The sequence below is a fragment of the Dactylosporangium fulvum genome, from assembly GCF_025137375.1.
Classification (GTDB): Bacteria; Actinomycetota; Actinomycetes; order Mycobacteriales; family Micromonosporaceae; genus Dactylosporangium; species Dactylosporangium fulvum.
Window position 1 is genome coordinate 5,234,087 of record NZ_CP073720.1, and the last position, 20,971, is coordinate 5,255,057.

A 20,971-nucleotide genomic window follows, 5' to 3' on the forward strand; every position below is an offset into this window, starting at 1 on the left:
CCCCGCCGTCGCGGTGGCCGGGCTCGCACGGTCGGGCCGAGCGCCGTGGCGGAGACGCCCAGGTAGCCGCGTCGGATCGCGTGCATGGAGTGTCCTTCCGTGACGCCGGGGTGCGGCTGGCGGGCCGCACCCCGGCTCGTCGGGTGTTACGGCGCGATCAGGTCGAACTTCTCCCACGGTCCGATCGCGTCCCGGTTGGCGATGAGCGCGGCGGCGCCGGCGTTCTCCGCGACGACGTACTTGTTGTTGACGGTCGCCTGCAGGCTGACGCTGCCGTCGGCGTTGCGGATCAGCCGGAAGCGTTCCCAGGCGCCGACCGCGTCGCGGTTCGCGATCAGCGGGTTGGCGCCGGCGTTCTCCGCGCAGACCCACTTGTTGTTGGCCCGGGCGCGCAGCGCCACGACGCCCCCGCCCTGGTCGACGATGTCGAACCGCTCCCAGGTGCCGATCGTCGCCTTGTTCGCGATCAGCGGGCCGGCCCCGGCGTTGTCGGCGCTGACGTACTGCCCGTTGGCCTGGGCGCGCAGGCTGGAGCCGCCGGCCGGTGGGGTGCCGCCGGTGAGGATCCGCAGCGCGTCGACCATGCCCACCGACGTGGTCTTGTTGACGATGCGGATGGTGTGCGTGCCGTTCGCCAGGCCGGTCTTGCTGTAGACGACCTGCTGCGCCTGCCGGGCACCCGACACGTTGAGGTTGACGTTGGCCTGGAACACGTTGTCGATGTAGACGTCGACGTTGCCCATGTCGCTGAAGCGCTCGGACAGGTACTCGACCCCGGTGCCGGTGAACGTGTAGCTGGCGGCGGCGCCGACGGTGTTGCTGTGGTGCGTGTCGTCGTTGTAGTCGCCGTAGCCGCGGCCGGTGGTGTGGAACCAGCCGGCGTCGTAGGTCAGGGCGGTGTCGTTGACGAGGCCGGGCGTGCCGGGGCCGCCCGTACCGAGCGTGGAGGCCGTGCCGGACAGGGACTTCACGCCGTTGTTGGCGGTGCCGTTGAGCGAGGTGCTGGTGTAGGAGGTCAGCGGCTTGGCGGTCCGCTCGACGATGTAGACGGTGTTCGCGGCGGTCGCGAACGTGACCTCACCGGCGGTCGTGGTCGTCAGGGTCGCGTTGTCGGAGGCCCGGCGCACCCGGATCTCCTGCGAGCCCCACGGGTTCACGACGCGGGCCTGCTTGCCGTGGAGCGACTTGACGCCGACGTACTTCGTCTCGTTGCCCTCCCGCTCGGAGGAGACGAGGAAGCCGTCCTTGGCCAGCAGCGTGAACTTGCCGACGAAGTTGGCGTCGTTCGGCGCCGCCGGGAAGACCCGGATCTTGTCGTTGTACGACTGCATGAGCGCCTCGTTCATCGCCGCGAGGTGCACGCCGAGGTACTCGAAGACGCCGTTGGTGTTGTTCGTCATGCCGTTGGGGTAGTTCTGGTACCGCTGCAGCATCAGCTTCATGCCGGACAGCGCCTGGTCGCCCAGGCCGAGCCGCGCGGCCTGCACGGCGTCGTTGGCCCACACGTTGCTGTAGGGGTTCGGCCGGGTGTTCCAGCTGTTGAGTCCGGTCTGGTAGTCGGGCGCGCCGATGCCGGTGAGGTCGTAGGGCCAGATGAGCTCGGCGGTGACGTTCTCGCCGTTGCGCTGCTGGGCGGGCGCCGGCGGGTCGTGCGGCAGCCAGGCGCCGTTGGACACCTGGTACGGGTGGAGCCGGTTGACCAGGTCCTGCCACTGCGTGCGGAGCCCGCTGTCGACGCCGAGCTGGGTGGCGACCTGGATGGCGATCGGGGCGAGCAGCCGGACCGCGGCGAGGTCGGTGATCGCGTTGCGCACGTCCCAGTAGGTCTCGTGCGCGTTCGAGGTGGGCATGACCCACTCGTTGTTCTGCAGCTGGAAGCGGTTCTGGTAGAAGCGCAGCACGTCGCGCATGAACGGGTAGACGGTGTTCTGCAGGTACGCGGTGTCGTTGGTGTACCGGTACTGCAGGTACATGTTGTAGGCGGCCTCGGTGCCGGTGGAGTAGATGTCGTTGACGTAGTCGCTGTTGATCGTGCCGCGGGCGTTGCCGTCCCAGCCCATGGTCTCGGGCACCCACAGCGCGTCGGCGACGCCGTACCGCGTCTGCGTGTACGCCTTCAGGGCGTTGTAGTTGCGGCTGTACAGCTTGTTCTCGGTGGCGAACAGGTCGACGTGGTTGGAGGCCAGGAACGAGTTGTAGACGTCGCGCTGGTTCCAGAACCAGTAGCCGTTGCTCCACTTCGTGTTGTCCTGCGTGGCGCGGAAGACGCCGTTGATGAAGTGGAACGGGTAGTTGCCGTAGCCGCCGGCGGCGATCATGTACGTCGCCAGGTAGTACACGTTCTCGAGGTAGTCGCCGGTCCCGGCCGCCCCGCTGTACTGCACGAACGACTTCTGCCAGAAGGCGTGCCACCAGTTGCGGTAGTTGTTGAGGTTGGTCACGTAGCCGGCGTTCTTCGCCGCCGTCAGCTGGCTGCGGGCCTGCGCCACCGGGTCCTGGCCGGGGGAGTTGACCCGGCTGGCGGCGGTGAACCAGATCGTGTAGCTGCCGGTCGGCGTGATGTTGAGCCGCACGCGGGTGCCGTTGACGACCTGCGTGGTGAACGCGGCACCCTCGACGGTGGCGGCGAAGGTGTAGCCGAAGCCGTTCGGGTCCTGCAGGCCGCGGCTGAACCCGGCCACGTTGGCGTCGTTGAACGTGTTGACGGTCCGCCACGTGGTGAGGTTCGGCACGTCGGCGCTGTTGGACACCGAGTTCGGGTCCCACATGCTCAGGTCGAGCGTCGTGGTGCCCAGGCCGGTGCGGCTGTCCTCAACGTGGATGCCCATCACCTCGGACCCCGGCACCCCCATGACGGTGACGGTGCGGTTGTTGTCGTACTTCGTGGTGAGCGTCCCGTCGTACAGCGACAGCCGCTGCTGATAGGTGGTGTAGCCGGTGTCCAGGCCGGGGCTGGTGTTGAGGTTCAGCAGGCCGGCGGCGTAGGCCGACTGCTGCGACAGGTCCACGTTGGACACCTGCATGGTGAGGCCGTTCTGGTTCCACGCCATGGCGCCCGTCTTGCCGTTGCCCACCGTCAGGCCGTGCAGCGGGTTGGTCTGCGGCGAGTTGTAGACGATGTCGTGCTTGGACAGGTAGCCGGCGTAGTCGACGTCGAGTGTGCCGGTGCCCGGGTTGAAGGCCTCGTCGGTGGTCGACGCGGTGGCGCTCGTGCCGTGCACGACGGCGACGAGCGTGCCCAGCAAGGCGGTGGCGGCCGCCAGCAGGGCGAGTCGGCGGGGCTTGCCCACGGTCATCTCCTTCTGCGTCTGCGTGGACCACTCGCGCCGTCGAGTGGTCCACGGTCATCTCTGTGATGACATTGGTCGATGCGCCGGACATCGACGGTAGTTTGTGACATGCAGTTAACATTGGACCTCTGCGTTCGTCAATGCTCAGTGCCAGCGAGCCGACATCGGCCAATTACGCCAGTTTGGCCACGGTTCGCTCACCCTGACGACCACTCACCCGGCATGGTAAGACATTGGATGATTCGGGCTCCCGAGGTCGGCTCAGGTCGGCGGCCCGGGCCCGCCTACCCGACCGGTCAGTCGCCGCCCGCACCCGTCTCCTCGAACTCGCCGGCCATTGTCACGTGTCCAGCTGGTCACCTATCGCGCGTGCGGCGATCGCCGCCTGGACCCGGCTGCGCAGGTTGAGCTTGGCGAGGATCCGGCTGACGTGGGTCTTCGTGGTCGCCTCGGCGATGCCCAGCCGGTCCGCGATCTCCGCGTTGGACAGGCCCGCCCCGAGGCAGCCGAGCACGTCCCGCTCGCGCTCGGTCAGGGTCGCGAGGTCCGCGGGCGATACGGTGTCCGGCGCCGCCGGCACCGACCGGGCGAAGGCCGCGAGGACCCGCCGGGTCACCGCCGGGGCCACGATGCCGTCGCCGCGCGCGACCGTCCGGACGGCCTCGACGAGGTCGGCGGCGTCGGCGTCCTTGAGCAGGAAGCCGGCGGCACCGGCACGGAGGGCGCCGAAGAGGTACTCGTCGAGGTCGAACGTGGTCAGCACGAGCACTCCGGTGACGCCGGCCGCGACCAGCCGCCGGGTGGCGGTGATGCCGTCGACCCGGGGCATCCGCAGGTCCATGACCACGACGTCGGGGCGCAGCTCGAGGGCCCGCTCGACCGCCTCGGCCCCGTCGGCGGCCTCCGCGACGACCTCGAAGCCGGGCACGGCGCGGAGGATGAGCACCAGCCCGGCGCGGACCGCGGCCTGGTCGTCCGCGACGAGCACCCGGATGCGCGGCCCGGGCCCGTGCACAGGGTCGGTCATGGGGCGGATCACCCGGCCGTGACCAGGGGGAGACGGGCGGAGACCAGCCACTGGCCGCCGGACGGGCCGGCCTCCAGGGAGCCGCCGAGCAACGCGGCCCGCTCCTGCATGCCGACCACACCGGACCCGGCCCCGTCCGGCGCCGCCGTGGTGCGGGCCGGGGTGGAGGTGACGCGCAGGCCGATGGCGGACGGGGTGTACTCGAGGTCGAGCCCCACCCGGCCGCCGTCGCCGTGCTTCAGCGCGTTGGTGAGCGACTCCTGCAGGATCCGGTACGCCGCCCGGTCCACGCCGGCCGGCAGTTCGGCGGGCTCACCCCGTACTGTCAGATCCACCGCCAGACCGGCGCGCCGTGCCCTCGCCACCAGGTCGTCCAGGGCGGACAGGCCGGCCACGGACGGGTCGTCGGCCTTGACGGGGTCGCGGAGGTAGCCGATCATCTGCCGCATCTCGGCGAGGCCCTGCACGCTGTTCTCCCGGATCACGGTGAGCGCCTGCCGCGTGCCGTCGGGGCCGAGGTCGGTGCTCAGGGCCGCGGTCGCGTGGATCGCGACGGCGCTGAGGTGGTTGGCGATGACGTCGTGCAGCTCCCGCGCCATGCGGGCGCGCTCCGCGGCGACCGCGTTGGCCCGGTCGGCCTCGGCGAGGCGGGCCAGCTGCCGCGCCGCGCTGGCCTGGTCGCGGTGGTGACGCACGTGGATGCCGGTGAGGACGGGCACGACCGTGACGAGCGCGAGGATCACCGCGAGGCTGAGGCTGCGCACGTGGGGGTCGAGCACGAGCGCGACCGCGCCGGTGACCACGCAGCCGACGACCGAGACGGCGAGCAGCACGCGGGTCAGGGCCGCGCGGCCGTGCGTGCAGGCGTCGTAGAGGACCTGGGTGTAGACCAGCGGCGTGGCCAGCGACGGCCCGAGGACCACGTCGGCGGCGACCGCGGCGGTGCCGACGAGCACCGAGGCCACGGGCGCGGTGCGGCGCAGCAGCAGTGCGCCGCTGCAGACGGCGAGCGGCACCAGCAGGACCGCGTGCGGGAGCGTGTCGAACGCCGCGTGGTACTGCCCGGTGGCGAACATCAGCATGCCCGCGGCGAACGTGCCGCCGGCGAGGACGACGTCGACGGTCCGGCCTTTCACGGCTCCGATTCCACCATCCGCGTGTTCGGAACGGTATGCGACGAAGGATGTACGGCCGGTTTCGTCATCGCTGCCGAGGTTTGCCCGCGCCGCGGCATCGACGCTGGAAGGCATGATTGTCGGAGTCATCGTCGCGTGTGAGATCGCTTTCTGGGTGCTGCTGGTCGCCGGACTTGTCGCACGATATCCCCTCAAGCTGCGCAGGACGGGTGCGGTGCTGCTCGCGTCCACCCCGCTCGTCGACGTCGTCCTGCTCGCGGTCAGCGCCGCCGACCTGCACGCCGGCGGGACGGCCGGTCAGGCGCACGCGCTCGCCGCCGCGTATCTGGGCTTCTCGGTGGCCTTCGGGCACAGCATGATCCGCTGGGCCGACGTGCGCTTTGCGCACCGCTTCGCGGGCGGGCCGCCGCCGCACAAGGTGCCGAAGAAGGGCCCGGAGCGGGTGCGGTACGAGTGGCGCGAGTGGTTCAAGGCGCTGCTGGCCTGGGCGATCGCGTGCGGGCTGCTGCAGACGGCGATCTGGTGGGTCGACGACCCGGCGCGTACCGGCGCCCTGCGCGGCATGGAGGGTTCCCTCAGTCTGGTGCTGGTTGTGTGGTTCGTCGGTTGGCCCGTGTGGGTTTCTGTGGCGCAGCTCTTGACTCCCAACACAATCGGGCGTAAACAAAGCACAAGCAAAATGAAACGGCGGTGAAACCACATCATGTACGCCGAAGAGCGGCAGCAGGAGATCCTCCGCATCGCCCGGGCCAAGGGCCGGGTCGAGGTGGCCGGTCTGGCCGACGAGCTCAACGTCACGTCGGAGACCATCCGGCGCGACCTCACCATGCTGGAGCGGGCCGGGGTCCTGCGTCGGGTGCACGGTGGCGCGATCCCGGTCGAACGGATCGGGTTCGAGCCGGCCCTCGCCGCTCGTGACGCCGTGCTCATCGAGGAGAAGGAGCGCATCGCCAAGCTCGCGCTCAGCGAGGTGCCCGAGGAGGGCGCGATCATCCTCGACGCCGGCACCACCACCGCGCGGCTCGCCCAGCTGCTGCCCGCCGACCGCGAGCTGACCGTCGTGGTGAACTCCCCGGTGATCGCCACGACCCTCGGCACCCGCCCGAACCTCAACGTCCTGCTGCTGGGCGGGCGGGTCCGCGGCAAGACCCTCGCCACCGTCGACGACTGGTCCCTGCGCCCCCTGGCGGACCTCTACGTCGACGTGGCCTTCCTCGGCACCAACGGGATCTCGGTCGAGCGTGGGCTGACCACGCCCGACCCGGCCGAGGCCGCGGTCAAGCGGGCGATGATCCGCGCCGCCCGCCGCGCCGTCCTGCTGGCCGACCATACGAAGATCGGCAACGACTACCTGGCCCGGTTCGGCGAGCTGGCCGACCTGGACCTGCTCGTCACCGACACCCGCGCCGACCCCGACCTGGTGGGCGACGTGGAGGCCGCCGGCGTCCGGGTGGTCCGGGCATGATCGTCACGGTCACCCTCAACCCGAGCCTCGACCGGGCCGTCGAGATCGACGCGCTGAACCGGGGCGAGGTCATCCGGGCCACCGAGGCCCACCTCGACCCCGGCGGCAAGGGCGTCAACGTCTCCCGCGCCCTGCTGGCCAACGGGGTGGCCTCCGTGGCGGTCCTGCCGTGCGGCGGCGACGACGGCAACCAGCTCGTCCGCCTCCTCGAGGCGGAGGGGGTGGAGGTCCTGGCGGTGCCGATCGCCGGCCGGACCCGGTCCAACATCACCCTCGCCGAGCCCGACGGCACGGTCACCAAGATCAACGAGCCCGGCCCCGCGATGGTCGGGGCCGAGTTCGACGAGGTGACCGATCGCGTCCTGACCCGGGCCGGCAGCGCCGACTGGGTCGTGCTGTGCGGCAGCGTCCCGCCCGGGCTGCCCGCCGACGCGTACGCCCAGCTGTGCCGGAAGCTGCGAGCCGCCGGCATCCGGGTCGCCGTCGACACCAGCGGTCCCGCGCTGCGGGAGGCGGCCCTGGCCGGGGCGACCCTGCTCAAGCCCAACCGCGACGAGCTCGCGGAGGTGGTCGGCACCCCCCTGGCCGACCTCGGCGACGTGGTCGCCGCCGCCCAGAAGCTGCGGGAATGGGGCGCGGGCACGGTCGTGGCCAGCCTCGGCGCCGACGGGGCGGTCCTCGTCGACGACGAGGGCGTCGTCACCGGCACCTGCCCGGTCGCCCGGCCGCGCAGCACCGTCGGCGCCGGCGACGCGCTGCTCGCCGGATTCCTCACGGCCGGTGCACGGGGTGCGGCCGCCCTCGCGGAGGGCCTCGCCTGGGGCGCGGCAGCGGTGAGCCTGCCCGGCAGCAGGATGCCCGGCCCCGCCGACCTGATCCGCCACAACGTCACCGTCCACCCCCAACCGGACGCGCTCCGCCCGTTGCTGCGGTCCGGTCCACCCTCCTGAAGGAGTGATCCGTGTCGACCTACACCCCAGAGGTGACCGGAACAGGGTTCCGCGCCTCCGTGCAACGCGTCGGCGGCTACCTCGCGGCGATGGTCATGCCGAACATCGGCGCCTTCATCGCCTGGGGCCTCATCACGGCCCTGTTCATCAAGACCGGCTGGACGCCCAACGCGAAGATCGCCCTGGTGGTCGATCCGATGATCAAGGTGTTGCTGCCGGTCCTCATCGGCTACACCGGCGGCCGCCTCGTGCACGGCCAGCGCGGCGCCGTCGTCGGCGCGGTCGCCACCATGGGCATCGTGGTCGGCGCCGACGTGCCCATGTTCCTCGGCGCGATGATGATCGGCCCGCTCGCCGCCTACGTGCTGAAGCTGTGGGACGGCCTCGTCGAGAACCGCATCCGCCCCGGCTTCGAGATGCTCGTCGACAACTTCAGCGCCGGCATCATCGGCGGCGCGATGGCGATCGGCGGCATGTACGGCATCGGCCCGATCGTCGAGTGGCTCACCAAACAGGCCGGCAAGGGCGCCGACTGGCTCGTCGGGCACGACCTGCTGCCGCTGACCTCGGTCGTCGTCGAGCCGGCCAAGGTACTGTTCCTCAACAACGCCATCAACCACGGCGTGTTCGGCCCGCTCGGCGTCGCCGAGGCCGCCGACAAGGGCAAGTCCATCCTGTTCATGATCGAGTCGAACCCCGGGCCCGGCCTCGGCCTGCTGCTCGCGTTCTTCCTCTTCGGCCCCCGCTCGCTGCGCCCCAGCGTCCCGGCCGCGATCATCGTGCAGTTCCTCGGCGGCATCCACGAGATCTACTTCCCGTACGTGCTGATGAAGCCGAAGCTGATCCTCGCCATGATCGCCGGTGGCGCCGCCGGTGTCGGCACCTTCATGGTCACCGGCGCCGGCCTGGTCGCCACCCCGTCGCCGGGCAGCATCTTCGCCTACATGGCGGTCACGCCCAAGGGCGGATACTTCGGGGTACTGCTCGGCATCGTCATCGCCGCCGCCGTCTCGTTCGCGGTCGCCTCGCTCCTGCTGGGCTTCGGCCGCGGTGAACCGGCGCAGGACGACGGCATCGGCCCCGCAGCATCGGCCGACGTCAACACAGAGCTGACCCGACAGGAGGCGTGACCCGCCATGCCCACCATCAACGGCACCGAGATCAAGAAGGTCGTCGTCGCGTGCGACGCCGGCATGGGCAGCAGCGTGATGCTGGCCAGCACGCTCAAGCGGCAGCTGTCCAAGAACGCGGTGATCGTCGAGCACACCCCGGTCAACTCGATCCCGGCCGACGCCGACGTGGTCATCTGCCACCGGGGTCTCGCCGCCCGGGCCCGGGTCAGCGCGCCCGACAAGGTCATCGTGCCGATCCAGGTGTTCATCGGCGATCCGGCCGTGACGAAGGTCGTGAACGCCGTACAGCGTGGTGGTGAGCTGAGTGGCTGACCTGCTCGGCCGCGACGCGATCCGGCTCGGTGAGCGGGCCGGATCGCGGGACGACGCGATCCGCCGGTGCGGGGAGGTGCTGGCCGAGATCGGCGCGGTCGACCCGATGTACGTGGACGCGATGCTCGCCCGCGAGCAGAGCGTCTCCACGTACATCGGGGAGGGCGTCGCCATCCCGCACGGCACGCTGAACAGCAAGGAGTCGGTGAAGCGCGACGCCCTCGCGGTGCTGTCCTTCCCCGACGGCGTCGACTGGGACGGCAACGACGTGCGGGTCTGCGTCGCGATCGCGGCGGCCGGCGACGGTCACGTCGACATCCTGGCGCAGCTGGCGACCATCCTCATGGATCCCGACCAGGCCGCCCGGCTCCGCGGTGCGGCCACCGTGGATGAGATCCTCGATCTGCTCGTTTTGGAGAATCAGTGAAAGTCGTGCGATTCCACGCTCCCGGCGACGTCCGCATCGAGGACGCGCCGGAGCCCGCGCCGGGGCCCGGCGACGTGAAGATCCGGGTCCGGGCGTGCTCGACGTGCGGTACCGACGTGAAGATCTTCCGCTTCGGACACCACCACATCGTGCCGCCACGGGTCATGGGGCACGAGATCGCCGGCGAGGTGGTGGAGGTCGGCGGCGACGTCACCGGCTGGCAGCCCGGCGACCGGGTGCAGGTCATCGCCGCCATCCCGTGCGGCAGGTGCGCGGAGTGCCGGCGCGGCCGGATGACCGTCTGCCCGAACCAGGTGTCGATGGGGTACCACTTCGACGGCGGCTTCGCCGAGTACATGATCGTGCCCCACAACGTGCTCGACGTCGACGGCCTCAACCGGATCCCCGACGGGCTCAGCTTCGCCGAGGCGTCGGTCGCCGAGCCCCTCGCCTGCGTCCTCAACGGGCAGAACCTCGCCGGCGTCGGCGCGGGCGACGACGTCGTCGTCATGGGCTCCGGGCCGATCGGCTGCCTGCACGTCCGGCTCGCCCGGGCCCGGGGCGCCGCCCGCGTGTTCCTCGTCGACCTCAACCGCGAGCGGCTCGACCTCGCGGCCGGCCTGGTCCGCCCCGACGCGGCCATCTGCGGCGCGGAGACCGACGTCGTCGACGCCGTCCTCAAGCTCACCGAGGGCCGCGGCGCCGACGTGGTCATCACCGCCGCGGCCTCCGGCCAGGCGCAGGAGCAGGCGGTGCAGATGGCCGCGCGGCAGGGCCGGATCAGCTTCTTCGGCGGCCTGCCGAAGGACAAGCCGATCATCTCCCTCGACGCCAACCTGGTGCACTACCGGGAGCTGACCGTCGTCGGCGCCAACGGCTCCAGCCCGGAGCACAACAAGGAGGCGCTGCGCCTCATCGCGAACGGCTCCGTGCCGGTCTCCGACCTCATCACCCACCGCCTGCCGCTGGACCGCGCCCTCGACGCCTTCGACATCGTGGCGCGCGGCGAGGCGATCAAGGTGACCGTCGAACCATAGGAGGAGGGTCCCGTTGCCCACCAGGACAGTCGTCGTCGGTTCCGCCAGCGGGCTGCACGCCCGTCCCGCGGCGCTGTTCGTCGCCGCCGCGGCGAAGCAGCCGGTGCAGGTCACCATCCGCACCGGCGACAAGAAGCCGGTGCCCGCGCGCAGCATGCTCTCCGTGCTGTCGCTCGGCGCCAAGAAGGGCACCGAGGTCACCCTGGAGGCCGTCGACGGCGACGGCGCGCAGGCCGCCGTCGACGCGCTCGCCGACCTCCTCGAGCGCGATCTGGACGCGGACGATGCCTGAGCTGCAGGGGATCGGCGTCAGTCCGGGCAGCGCGGCGGGGCCGGTCCAGCGGCTGGCCCCGCCGCCGGCCATCCCGCCGCGCCGGGCCGTGATCTCCGCCGAGGACGAGAAGGCGGCGTTCCGGGCTGCGGTCGCGTCCGTCAGCGCCGACCTGACCCGGCGCGCCGACACCGCCCGCGACGAGACCGCGGCCGAGGTGCTGCGCGCCCAGGTGTTCATGGCCGAGGACGAGACCCTCGTCGACGCGGTGCTCGAACTCGTGGACGCCGGCGCCGACGCACCGCGCGCCGTCACCGACGCCCTCGCCGTGCACCGCGCCGCGTTCGAGGCCGCCGGCGGCTACCTCGCCGAGCGGGCCAGCGACCTCGACGACCTGCGGGACCGGATCGTCGCCGCCTGCCTCGGCCTGCCCATGCCGGGCGTGCCCGACCCCGGCCACCCGTTTGTGCTCGTCGCCCGCGACCTCGCGCCCGCCGACACCGCCGGCCTCGACCCGGCCACGGTCCTCGGCCTGGTCACCGCCGAGGGCGGCCCGACCAGCCACACGGCCATCCTGGCCCGCACCCTCGGCATCCCGGCCGTGGTCCGCTGCGCGGGCATCCTCGACCTGCCCGACGGCATGCTGGTCAGCCTCGACGGCACGTCCGGCACCGTCGAGACCGGCGTCAGCGCGGGCACCGCCGCCGGGGTCAACGCCGCCGAGGTCGCCGCCCGGGCGCGCCGCGCCGCGTCGACCGGCCCGGGCCGCACCGCCGACGGGCACCCCGTGGCGCTGCTGGCCAACATCGGGTCGGCGAAGGACCTCACCGGCGAGGTCGAGGGCGTCGGACTGTTCCGCACCGAGCTGCTGTACCTCGACCGGACCGAGCCGCCGTCGCGCGCGGAGCAGGTGGCGGCCTACCGTTCCGTCTTCACCGCCCTGCCCGGCCGCAAGGTCGTCGTCCGCACCCTCGACGCGGGCGCCGACAAGCCGCTACCGTTCCTGCACATGGCCGGCGAGCCCAACCCGGCGCTCGGCATCCGCGGCCTGCGGGTGGCGCGGCAGGCGCCCGACGTATTGTCGACGCAGCTGTCCGCGATCGCGGAGGCCGCCGAGGGCACCGAGGCGGACGTCTGGGTGATGGCGCCGATGGTGACAACGCCGTCGGAGGCATCAGACTTCGCGGCGTCGTGCCGGTCCGCCGGCCTGCGCACGGCGGGCGTGATGATCGAGGTCCCCGCGGCGGCCCTGCGTGCCGGCGCCGTCCTGCGCGGCGTGGACTTCCTGAGTATCGGGACCAACGATCTGAGTCAGTACACGTTTGCGGCCGACCGCATGTGCGGCGACCTCGCGGAGCTGCTCGACCCCTGGCAGCCGGCGCTGATCTCCCTGATCGCGGCGTGCGCCGCCGCGGGCGCCGAGGCAGGCAAGCCGGTCGGCGTCTGCGGAGAGTCCGCGGCGGATCCCCACTTCGCGCTGGTACTGGCCGGGCTCGGCATCTCAAGCCTCTCGATGGCACCGAGGAGCATTCCCGCGGTGCGCGAGTCCCTTGCGGCGCACACGCTGGACGAGTGCCGCCAGATAGCCAAGGCGGCGCTGGCGGCGGACAGCCCGGAGTCGGCAAGGGCGGCCGCCTACCGCTGATGACCGGCCGCGCTGTCCCTGTGGTCGTCTGGACCGGCTTCGGTGGTCTTGTATGCCCGCTCGGCCGCTGGGGTTTCCCTCGGCCGCTGGTTTCCCTCGGCCCGTCGGCGGCCTCGGCTGGGTGAGTTTCGGGCGGCCGTGGGGACCGCTTGGCTGGGCTTCGGCCCGGGTGGTTTTCGAGCGGTTTAGTCTGTTCGGGCGTGATTGGGTGTTTTGGAGACTCGCCTTCGGGTTGGCGTCGGCGGATTCGGCCCGCGGGTTGACGGCGGGTGGTTCGTGGGTAGTCGGGGCGGGCGGATCAGCCCCGTGCGACCGTGCGTGGCGTGGGCCCGCACGGTCGCGCGGCCCGATCCGCGCCGACCTTGGGGCGATGGTGCCGGTGGTGCTCCGCCTGCTCCCCGGCATTGTGGGACCACTGGCGCAAGGTCGGCGCGTTCTCCTGCACCCCGAACGAGGCTCCTTTGCGTGATCCACGGCGGCTGGCCCGAAGGGGAGCTACGTCCAGTACCAGATGTCGGGACTTAATCGACGTTCGTGAGATCGATTCGGGGTGTTTTTCATGATCCCGAAGACTCTGTGCTGCCTGGACGACCACAAGTCTTCGGGATCATGAAAAACGGAACACATCGACAATTGTGGATGCACCAAGATGTCCGGAATGTCGCTGGAGCCGAGCTGGTGCACACAATGCGGTGGTAGCCGCAGCAGCGCTGAAGGGAGGGCCGGCCACGCCGGCTCCGTCCGCGCTGGCGGGGTTGCCCGCTCGGACAGAGCCGCCCGGTTTGACGGCAATGGCGAGGCGGACGCCCACGCCAGTTGGGCTAGCCGCGCTGATGGGGACGGTCGTGCTGGCTGTGCTGGCCGCGCCGGCGGGGACGGTCGCGCTTGTCGGGCTGGCCGGGCTGGCTGCACCGATGGGGGCTGGCTGCGCGGATCGGGCTGGCCGCGCCGGTGGGCTGGCTGTGCTGGCCGCGCCGATGGGGACTGCTCGTGTGGGTGGGCTGGCTGTGCTGGCCGCGCCGATGGGGACGGCTCGCGCGGGTGGGCTGGTCGTGCCGGCGGGTTGGTCTGGCTGGTTGGGCAAAATTAGCTGCGCCGGTCGGGCTGGCTGGGCTGGTCGGGCTTGCCGCGCCGATGGGGACGGCTTGCGCCGGTGAGTTGATCCGGTTGGTCGCGCTGGTCGCGTCGGTGGGGCTGGTCGCGCCGGCGGGCGGCTGGGATGGCCGATCGGGCTTGTCGGGCTGGCTGGGGCTGGTCGCGCCGGTCGGGCTGGTCGCGCCGGTGGGGCGGCTCGTGCCAGTGGGTTGGTCGTGCTGGTCGGGCTGGGATGGCCGATCGGGCTGGTCGGGCTGGTCGCGTCGGTGGGGCGGCTCGTGCCAGTGGGTTGGTCGGGTTGGTCGCGCCGATGGGGACGGCTTGCGCCAGTGGGTTGGGTCGCGGTGGTCGGGCTGGCTGGGCCGGTCGGGTTGGTCGCGCTGATGGGGCGTTGTGTTGGCATGGCCGGCTGGTTCGGTGTGCGCGACCGCCGAACCGGAGATGCACTATGGTGTCGCGCCGTGGCCGGCCGAATGCGTGCCGGGTGGTGTGCGCCGATGCCAGCAGGTGGGGCGGGGCGCCGGAGGGGAGTGGGGTCAGTCGGGGCGGTGGTCGCCGGTCTGGCCGTCCAGCAGCTCACGTGCGATGTCGACGTGCCCGGCGTGGCGGGCTGTCCCCTCGATCATGTGGATGAGGACCCAGCGGAGGGTGACCGTGCTCCTCGATCACCGAGTCTGACGCGGCCTGGGCGCGAGCGTCGAAGGCCAGGATGTCCGCCGTCGACTCGTCGGGGGCGATCCGCAGGTCGGCGTCCGGGTCGTTGTCGTCGAACGGCAGGGGCTCGGTCTCGCGGCCGAACGTCCGGCAGAACCAGCGGTATTCCACCGCCGCCAGATATTTCACCAAGTCCGGCGCGCAGGCTAAGGCACCCGAACCGTCACGCCGCGAACCTGGCAGCGAGGTACGACAACGATCCCGGGATCTCCGCGGCGGGAGATCCCGGGAACGGGTGCTCAGGCGGACCGCAGCGCCGCGGACACCACGCCGCGGGCCTCGTCCTGGATGCGGGCCAGGTGGTCCGGGCCCTGGAACGACTCCGCGTAGACCTTGTAGACGTCCTCCGTGCCCGACGGGCGGGCGGCGAACCAGCCCGACGCCGTCACCACCTTGAGGCCGCCGATCGCGGCGCCGTTGCCCGGCGCGGCGGTGAGCTTCGCGGTGATCGGCTCGCCGGCCAGCTCGGTCGCCGTGACCTGCGCCGGGGAGAGCTTGCCGAGCACGGCCTTCTCCTCGCGCGTCGATGCCACGTCGACCCGGGCGTAGGCGGGCGCGCCGTGGCGGGCGACCAGGTCGCCGTAGTGCTCGCTGGGGGAGCGGCCGGTCGTGGCGATGATCTCGGAGGCGAGCAGGCACAGCAGGATGCCGTCCTTGTCGGTGGTCCACACCGAGCCGTCGCGGCGCAGGAACGACGCGCCCGCGCTCTCCTCACCGCCGAACCCGACCGACCCGTCGAGCAGGCCGGGCACGAACCACTTGAACCCGACCGGCACCTCGAGCAGGGTGCGGCCGAGGTCCTCGGCGACCCGGTCGATCATCGACGAGGAGACGAGCGTCTTGCCGATCGCGGTGCCGGCCGGCCAGCCGTCCCGGCGGCGGTACAGGTAGTCGATGGCGACGGCGAGGAAGTGGTTCGGGTTCATCAGCCCGGCGTCGGGCGTGACGATGCCGTGCCGGTCGGCGTCGGCGTCGTTGCCGGTGGCGACCTGGTAGTCGGCGCGCTTGCCGATGAGCGAGGCCATCGCGTGGGGCGAGGAGCAGTCCATCCGGATCCGGCCGTCCCAGTCCAGCGTCATGAACCCGAACGTCGGGTCGACCACCGGGTTGACCACGGTGAGGTCCAGCTTGTGCCGGTCGGCGATCTCCGCCCAGTACACCACGCTCGCCCCGCCGAGCGGGTCGGCCCCGATGCGCACCCCGGCGGCCCGGATCGCCTCGACGTCGATCACCGACGGCAGGTCGTCGACGTACGCGCCGAGGAAGTCGAACCGCTCGGTGGTGCCGGCGGCGAGCGCCCGCGCGTACGGGATCCGGCGCACCCCGCGCAGGCCGTCGGCCAGCAGGGCGTTGGCGCGGTCCTGGATCCACTTCGTCGCGTCGGTGTCGGCCGGGCCGCCGTGCGGCGGGTTGTACTTGAAGCCGCCGTCCTCCGGCGGGTTGTGCGACGGGGTCACCACCACCCCGTCGGCGCCCCGGTGCCGGTTGCTGAGGATCGCGTGGGACAGGGCGGGCGTGGGCGTGTATCCGTCGCGGCTGTCGATCAGCACGGTCACCCCGTTGGCGGCGAACACCTCCAGCGCGCTGACGGTCGCGGGCTCTGACAGCGCGTGGGTGTCCTTGCCGACAAAGAGGGGGCCACGGTACCCCTGGTGCTCGCGGTACTCACAGATCGCCTGGCTGACGGCGACGATGTGGTCCTCGTTGAACGAGCGGCGCAGGCTCGACCCGCGGTGGCCCGAGGTGCCGAACGCGACCTGCTGCGCCGGGTCGGCCGGATCCGGGTGCTCGGCGTAGTAGCTGGTAATGAGGCGTGGTACGTCGACGAGGTCGGCGCGCTGCGCCGGTTGCCCCGCGCGGGGATGGACGGACATGCCGCCTACGTTGCCATGCCCGCCCCGGCGCTGCGACAGGACGGGGGCATCGCCGGAACAATTCGGTCGCCACGGCGTGAACTTTGCGACGATCGACGGTGTGACGTCCTGGACCGCACCGCCGCCCCCGCCCTTCGGGGGGTCGCTCGTCGCCGACGAGCGCACCCTGCTCGAGGGCTTTCTCGACTGGCAGCGCGCCGTGCTCGCCGGCAAGTGCACCGGCCTGACCGGCGAGGAGCTGGCGCAGCGCTCGACACCGCCGTCGACGCTGTCGCTGCTCGGGCTGCTCCGGCACGTGACCGACGTGGAGCGCGAGTGGTTCCACCGCCGGTTCCGCGGCGAGCCGGTGCCGTACCTCTACCGCCGCGACGACGCGAAGGACGCCGCGTTCGACGAGGCCGACCCGGTGGCCGCCGAGCAGGACTACGACCGGCTGATCGCCGAGTGGCGGTCCTCGCGTGCGGCGGTGGCGTCGGCGGCGCTCGACGACGCCTTCGAGGACCCGCAGCGCGGCCCGATGTCGCTGCGCGCGGTGTATCTGCACCTCATCCAGGAGTACGCGCGGCACAACGGCCACGCCGACCTGCTGCGTCAGCGGATCGACGGCGAGACCGGCTGAGTGTGCCGCCCGGTCACGCGGGCTCAGGCAGTGCGTGCCGCCCGGTCGAGGCCGGCTCAGGCAGTGCGTGCCGCCCGGTCGACGCCCGCTCGGGCTGTGCGTGCCGCCCGGTGGGCGCCGGCTCCGGCGGGGCGTGCCGCGGGGCCGGGATGGAGTCGGGTGGGGCGTGTCGTGGGGCGTGGACCGGCTCCGGCGGGGCGTGCCGTGCGGCCGGCTCCGGCGGGGCGTGTCGCGGTGTCGGGACCGGCCCCGGTGCGGTGTGCCGTGCGGCCGGGACGGACTCCGGTGGGGTGTGTCGCGGTGCCGGGACCGGCCCCGGTGCGGTGTGCCACGCGGTCGCGGCGGGCTCCGGCGCGGCGTACCGCGCGGCCGGGGCCCGATCCGGCTCCGCGTACCACGGGGTGGCCAGCGGGGGCCGGGCGCTCGGCCCGGGCGGCAGGGCACGGGTGGGGATGAGCACCGCGCGGCCGGCCCGGTGCCGTCCGTGTGTGCTGGTGCCGGTGTGCCGCAACAGCCGCAGCCCGGGCAGTTCGACGCCGTGGTAGACGATCAACGAGGCGACCACGCTCAGTGCGAACACGGACAGCGTGGCGAGCAGCGCCTCGAACGGGTCCACCGAGCGCGGCAGCAGGCCGAACCGCTCGAACGCCACGAACACCAGGTAGTGCACCAGGTAGAAGGCGAAGGACAGATTCCCGAGGTACACCATCGGCGACCGCGACCACAGGGTGCGCGTCCCCGCCAGGTCGGCCCGCGCGGCGGCGGCCACGACGAGGGTGACCGGCACGAGCGTCAGGGCGTGCTGGTTGACCGGGAACGGGACGAACAGGCCCGCCGCGGCGGCCGGCGGCACCAGCGCGAGCGACAGCCGCAGCCCCGGGCCGCGCCAGGCGCCGGAGCGCACGAGCAGCGCCGCCGCGACGCCGAGGGTGAACTCGGCCATGCGTACGGGCGGCAGGAGGTATCCGACGAAGAGCGCGGTCGAACGGTCGAACGCCACGAGGTTCGCCGTCACGGCGATCACGATCTCGATCATCATGACCGCGACCGCCCAGAGCCCGGGCGTGCGCAACCGGCGCAGCGCCGCGAACAGCGCGGGGAAGCACAGGTAGAAGAACGCCTCGCAGGCCAGCGACCAGCTGACCGGGTTGAGCGCGCCGAAGACGTCGTGGCGGGGCACCCAGCTCTGGGTGAGCGTCAGGTGGGTGACCAGTTGCAGCGGCCCGGCCGCGCCGACGAGCACGACCGCGGCCAGGGTGGTCACCAGCGTCGCCGGATAGATCTTGGTCCAGCGGTGCCACCAGAAGCGGATCGCGCTCTCGCCCGGCCGGGCGGACCAGGCCAGGACGAAGCCGGACAGGACGAAGAAGAACGACACACCGAGGCCGCCGGCGTTCACCAGCACGGCCCACAGGACCGACCTGACCTGTCGTGGCGCGTCGAGGTGCGGGTCGATGAGCCGCTCCAGCAGGTGCTGGCCGAAGACGGCCAGGGCAGCCGCCCACCGCAGCCCCGTGAGCGACGGCAGGCGGTTGTTGCGATCCACCCTCGTTGTGTAGCGGACCTCGGCAGACGTTGCATGCCGGGACCGGCGTATTTCACCTCGGAGTGACCGGGAGCGGGCCGTCGGGCCGGCCCCCGGTCACGCGTATCTCACCTCTGGGCCGGGGTCTCGCGGAGCTGGCGATGCGGCCGCGACTTGCCGAGGCCGGGCAGCCGCATGGTGATCAGCCCCAGGGCCGCCGTGATCGCGCCGACCACGATGTTGCTCGCGAGCATGCCGCCGGTGACACCGCCGCCCGCGACAACCCACGGTGAAATGATCGCCCAGATGCCCAGGACCACCGGCACCCATGCCAGGCCGTGCGTGCGGCCGTAGGCGGAGGCGAAACCGATGGCCAGCAGGCTCACGGCGATACCGCAGATCAGGTTGTTGACGGCCAGGTTCCGTTGGGTGGCCGCGAAGCCCACCACCCACGGGGAGATGGCCAGCCAGACCCCAGCAAGCATCAGCGCGCCGTCGGCAAGGAACGCGGTCGGCGTTTCGGCCGCCCGGTCGTAGCGGGCGCGCAGCTCGGCAATATCCGGGTGCGCTTCGAGGTCTGATATGGGCCGAACCATGACGACCCCCTTTCGTTGCGGATCACCGAGGTCTAACCCGTTTTGCGAAGAACTAACCCATGGCTTTCGGGAGGGTACGGCGGCGGCGCTGCGGACACCGGCCGCCGTGCCCCGGGTTCGCGTGGGAGCCGCGAGACAGGGGGGTCGGCATCACCTCCAGGGGGTCGATGGGTGCGGCGACCATAGCCATCAGCGGTACGGTCGGGAACCGTGACCAGGGATGAGCTGCTCGCGCACTGTCTGGCCAAGCCCGGGGCCTGGCAGGACCAGCCGTGGGAGGGCGACGTCGTCGTCAAGGTCGGTCCGAAGATCTTCGCGTTCGTCGGGTCGGCCGAGCAGACCAGCGTCGGGGTCAAGTGCGCGCCCAGCCGCGAGGCGGCCGACGAGTGGCTGCACCGCTATCCCGGCGACGCGTCCGTGATGCCCTACATCGGCCGGTCCGGCTGGAACAGCCTGCGGTACGGCGGCGCGATCCCTGACGACGAGGTCCTCGAGGCGGTCGACGAGTCGTACCGCTGGGTCGTCTCCAAGCTGCCGAGGAAGGACCGCCCCGCCGGCTGACGCCCCGGGCCGTCCGCGCGGCCTCGAAGCACCTGCGTGGATGAGCCGGTGCCGCCCGGACCGGGTCGCCGGCTCCGGCGGCCGTCAGGCGACCGCGCGGTCGGTCGTGGTCTGCACCCGGCCGGGGGCGGTCGGGCGCTTGAAGGCGCGCTGGAGCTGCACGACGATCGACCACGTCACCTCGCCGACCGGGCGGGCGCCGTTGACCTGGATGAGCAGTTCCCGCTGCGCGTAGTAGTCCAGCAGGGGGCGGGTCTTCTGCTCGTACACCTTGATGCGGTGGCGGATGATGTCCTCGGTGTCGTCGGCGCCGCGGGCCCGGGCGAGCATCCGGCGGATGAGCTCGTCCTCGGGCACCTCGAGGTGGATCGCGATCTGGACGCCGACGCCGAGGCTGCCGGCTGTGCGGTACGCCGCCTCGGCCTGGTCGACCGTGCGCGGGAAGCCGTCGAGGACGTAACCGCCGGCCTCGCTGGCGGCCATGACCGGCTTGCGCAGCATGTCCATGATGATCGTGTCGGGGACCAGCTCACCCTTGTTGACGTAGGCCTCGACGGTCCGGCCGGTCGTGGTGCCCTCGGTGATGTGGCGGCGCAGCAGGTCACCGCTGGCGACGTGGGTGATGCCGAACTGTTTGGCGATGAGGTCGGCCTGGGTGCCTTTGCCGGCGCCGGGGGCGCCGATCATGAGGATTCGCTTCGCCCGCGGATTTGCCGACTGCATCGTCATATGCACACCCCTTCGTATGCTCCATCGGCCACCCGCCGATGGTCCAGCATCGCATCTGAATGCTTCACGGGGCCTGTGCGCCGCCTGTGAGTTTCCGCATTCCCCGATGTGGGATCCGTGGGAATGCGGATCCCACATCGCGGGAGCTTGGTCAGCGGGTGCCGAGCAGGTCGACGACGAAGACGAGCGTCTCACCCGGCTTGATCAGGCCGCCGCCGGCGCCGCGGTCGCCGTAGCCCAGGTGCGGCGGGATGACCAGCTTGCGCCGGCCGCCGACCTTCATGCCGGCCACGCCCCGGTCCCAGCCGGTGATGACCTGGCCCGCGCCGAGCGCGAAGTCGAACGTGCCGCCCCGGTTCCACGACGCGTCGAACTCGCGGCCGTTGGACAACGACACCCCGACGTAGTGGACGCTGACCTGCTGGCCGGGCGCGGCCTCCGGGCCATCACCGACGGTGATGTCCTCGATGACCAGGTCGGCGGGCGGCGGCCCCTCGGGCAGGGTGACTTCGGGCTTGCTGAGCGCCATGCGTATGTCTCCTCGGCGTATTCGGTGCAATCGGTC

General features: G+C 71.8%; 19 protein-coding genes and 1 pseudogene. 11 read left to right on the forward strand and 9 right to left on the reverse strand.

The features are described 5' to 3' along the window. Positions 1-146: 146 nt before the first annotated feature. The 3 genes from Dfulv_RS24625 to Dfulv_RS24635 all read right to left on the reverse strand — a co-directional run bounded on the left by Dfulv_RS24625 (position 147) and on the right by Dfulv_RS24635 (position 5,453). On the reverse strand, positions 147-3,290 hold the full coding sequence (locus Dfulv_RS24625) for a glycosyl hydrolase family 95 catalytic domain-containing protein (protein WP_406567984.1): 3,144 nt from the start codon (positions 3,288-3,290) through the stop codon (positions 147-149). A gap of 340 nt (positions 3,291-3,630) precedes the next feature. Next, positions 3,631-4,317, reverse strand: a complete 687-nt coding sequence (locus Dfulv_RS24630) for a response regulator (protein WP_259867277.1) — start codon at positions 4,315-4,317, stop codon at positions 3,631-3,633. 8 nt (positions 4,318-4,325) lie between these two features. Further along, positions 4,326-5,453: a sensor histidine kinase gene (locus tag Dfulv_RS24635; protein WP_259867279.1), complete on the reverse strand. Its 1,128-nt coding sequence runs from the start codon at positions 5,451-5,453 to the stop codon at positions 4,326-4,328. A 112-nt stretch (positions 5,454-5,565) separates the two neighbouring features. On the opposite strand from Dfulv_RS24635, the gene Dfulv_RS24640 reads away from it, so the two are divergent. Genes Dfulv_RS24640 through ptsP form a run of 9 tightly spaced genes read left to right on the forward strand, consistent with a single transcriptional unit; the run spans position 5,566 to position 12,693 of the window. Beyond that, positions 5,566-6,147, forward strand: a complete 582-nt coding sequence (locus tag Dfulv_RS24640; protein ID WP_259867943.1) for a hypothetical protein — start codon at positions 5,566-5,568, stop codon at positions 6,145-6,147. 9 nt (positions 6,148-6,156) lie between these two features. Beyond that, on the forward strand, positions 6,157-6,918 hold the full coding sequence (locus Dfulv_RS24645; RefSeq protein ID WP_259867281.1) for a DeoR/GlpR family DNA-binding transcription regulator: 762 nt from the start codon (positions 6,157-6,159) through the stop codon (positions 6,916-6,918). Further along, positions 6,915-7,868 carry a 1-phosphofructokinase gene (pfkB, locus tag Dfulv_RS24650; RefSeq protein ID WP_259867282.1) on the forward strand — a complete coding sequence of 318 codons (954 nt, stop codon included), beginning with the start codon at positions 6,915-6,917 and terminating at the stop codon, positions 7,866-7,868. Before Dfulv_RS24645 ends, pfkB begins: the two co-directional genes overlap by 4 nt. An 11-nt stretch (positions 7,869-7,879) precedes the next feature. Then, a complete protein-coding gene (gene mtlA, locus Dfulv_RS24655) occupies positions 7,880-8,998 on the forward strand; it encodes a PTS mannitol transporter subunit IICB (RefSeq protein WP_259867285.1) in 1,119 nt (372 codons plus the stop codon). A gap of 6 nt (positions 8,999-9,004) precedes the next feature. Further along, a complete protein-coding gene (locus tag Dfulv_RS24660; RefSeq protein WP_259867287.1) occupies positions 9,005-9,313 on the forward strand; it encodes a PTS sugar transporter subunit IIB in 309 nt (102 codons plus the stop codon). Next, a complete protein-coding gene (locus Dfulv_RS24665; RefSeq protein ID WP_259867289.1) occupies positions 9,306-9,740 on the forward strand; it encodes a PTS sugar transporter subunit IIA in 435 nt (144 codons plus the stop codon). Before Dfulv_RS24660 ends, Dfulv_RS24665 begins: the two co-directional genes overlap by 8 nt. Next, positions 9,737-10,777: a zinc-dependent dehydrogenase gene (locus Dfulv_RS24670; protein ID WP_259867291.1), complete on the forward strand. Its 1,041-nt coding sequence runs from the start codon at positions 9,737-9,739 to the stop codon at positions 10,775-10,777. The genes Dfulv_RS24665 and Dfulv_RS24670 overlap by 4 nt, the downstream gene beginning before the upstream one ends. A 13-nt stretch (positions 10,778-10,790) precedes the next feature. Continuing rightward, positions 10,791-11,069 (forward strand): HPr family phosphocarrier protein, encoded by a 279-nt coding sequence (locus tag Dfulv_RS24675; protein ID WP_259867293.1) that lies wholly within the window; start codon positions 10,791-10,793, stop codon positions 11,067-11,069. Further along, complete coding sequence (gene ptsP, locus Dfulv_RS24680; RefSeq protein ID WP_259867295.1) at positions 11,062-12,693, forward strand: phosphoenolpyruvate--protein phosphotransferase; 1,632 nt, start codon at positions 11,062-11,064, stop codon at positions 12,691-12,693. The genes Dfulv_RS24675 and ptsP overlap by 8 nt, the downstream gene beginning before the upstream one ends. Before the next feature lie 1,631 nt (positions 12,694-14,324). Here the strand turns inward: ptsP and Dfulv_RS24685 are convergent. Continuing rightward, a pseudogene (locus Dfulv_RS24685) lies at positions 14,325-14,631 on the reverse strand (mycothiol transferase). A 110-nt stretch (positions 14,632-14,741) separates the two neighbouring features. Next, positions 14,742-16,376: a phosphoglucomutase (alpha-D-glucose-1,6-bisphosphate-dependent) gene (pgm, locus tag Dfulv_RS24690; RefSeq protein ID WP_259855445.1), complete on the reverse strand. Its 1,635-nt coding sequence runs from the start codon at positions 16,374-16,376 to the stop codon at positions 14,742-14,744. A 100-nt stretch (positions 16,377-16,476) separates the two neighbouring features. Between pgm and Dfulv_RS24695 the strand changes: the two genes are divergently transcribed. Then, the gene (locus tag Dfulv_RS24695; protein ID WP_259855448.1) at positions 16,477-16,995 is read left to right on the forward strand and encodes a DinB family protein; all 519 of its coding nucleotides are present in this window, start codon (positions 16,477-16,479) and stop codon (positions 16,993-16,995) included. Between the two features lie 13 nt (positions 16,996-17,008). Here the strand turns inward: Dfulv_RS24695 and Dfulv_RS48420 are convergent, their stop codons facing one another. Further along, positions 17,009-18,541 carry an acyltransferase family protein gene (locus Dfulv_RS48420; RefSeq protein ID WP_264675820.1) on the reverse strand — a complete coding sequence of 511 codons (1,533 nt, stop codon included), beginning with the start codon at positions 18,539-18,541 and terminating at the stop codon, positions 17,009-17,011. Positions 18,542-18,648: 107 nt separating this feature from the next. After that, entirely contained in the window at positions 18,649-19,116 is a 468-nt protein-coding gene (locus Dfulv_RS24705; protein WP_259855449.1) for an SPW repeat protein, read from the reverse strand. A gap of 210 nt (positions 19,117-19,326) precedes the next feature. On the opposite strand from Dfulv_RS24705, the gene Dfulv_RS24710 reads away from it, so the two are divergent. After that, a complete protein-coding gene (locus Dfulv_RS24710; protein ID WP_259855457.1) occupies positions 19,327-19,677 on the forward strand; it encodes an MmcQ/YjbR family DNA-binding protein in 351 nt (116 codons plus the stop codon). Positions 19,678-19,761: 84 nt separating this feature from the next. Here Dfulv_RS24710 and Dfulv_RS24715 read toward each other — a convergent pair whose 3' ends face one another. Beyond that, positions 19,762-20,406, reverse strand: coding sequence for an adenylate kinase (locus tag Dfulv_RS24715; protein WP_259855459.1), 645 nt, complete (start codon positions 20,404-20,406; stop codon positions 19,762-19,764). Positions 20,407-20,557: 151 nt separating this feature from the next. Continuing rightward, positions 20,558-20,935 carry an FKBP-type peptidyl-prolyl cis-trans isomerase gene (locus tag Dfulv_RS24720; RefSeq protein ID WP_259855461.1) on the reverse strand — a complete coding sequence of 126 codons (378 nt, stop codon included), beginning with the start codon at positions 20,933-20,935 and terminating at the stop codon, positions 20,558-20,560. Positions 20,936-20,971 lie beyond the last annotated feature (36 nt).